The sequence below is a fragment of the Chryseobacterium sp. SIMBA_029 genome (genome assembly GCF_046535275.1).
Classification (GTDB): domain Bacteria; phylum Bacteroidota; class Bacteroidia; order Flavobacteriales; family Weeksellaceae; genus Chryseobacterium.
The window spans coordinates 1-297 of the sequence record NZ_JAWRXA010000173.1 but is presented as its reverse complement, the minus strand read 5'-3'; the positions used below and the strand labels follow the sequence as shown (position 1 = coordinate 297).

Here is a 297-nt window from a genome sequence, read left to right as displayed (position 1 = left end):
ACATCGACCAGATTGCGCGCCACTGGACGACGAGTTGGCGGGCCATGTGGATTATTGCCTTAGCCGCTGAAGGTTGCCGGGGGGTCCTTTGGGCCGGAGATGTTTTCGATGATGCCGGCCGCAAGGGCTCGGAGGCCTGTGCCGGCACCGGCGGCCTTCTGCAAAACCTGGAATGCGTCTTCGCGCGTATAGCGGTTTTGTGCCATCAGGATCCCGACTGCGGTGTCGATGATGGTTCGCGACTCGATCGCGCTGCGCATGTCAGCCCAGGTTCCGGATGAGTTCACAGTTTTAGAC

1 protein-coding gene is annotated in these 297 nt (G+C 60.6%); it reads right to left on the bottom strand.

Translation table 11 applies throughout. The annotated features are described in order from the left end of the window. Window positions 1–59: 59 nt before the first annotated feature. Window positions 60–297, bottom strand: a 238-nt coding sequence (locus SB679_RS23695) for an ANTAR domain-containing protein (protein WP_410704711.1), incomplete at its 5' end; no start/stop codon positions are given.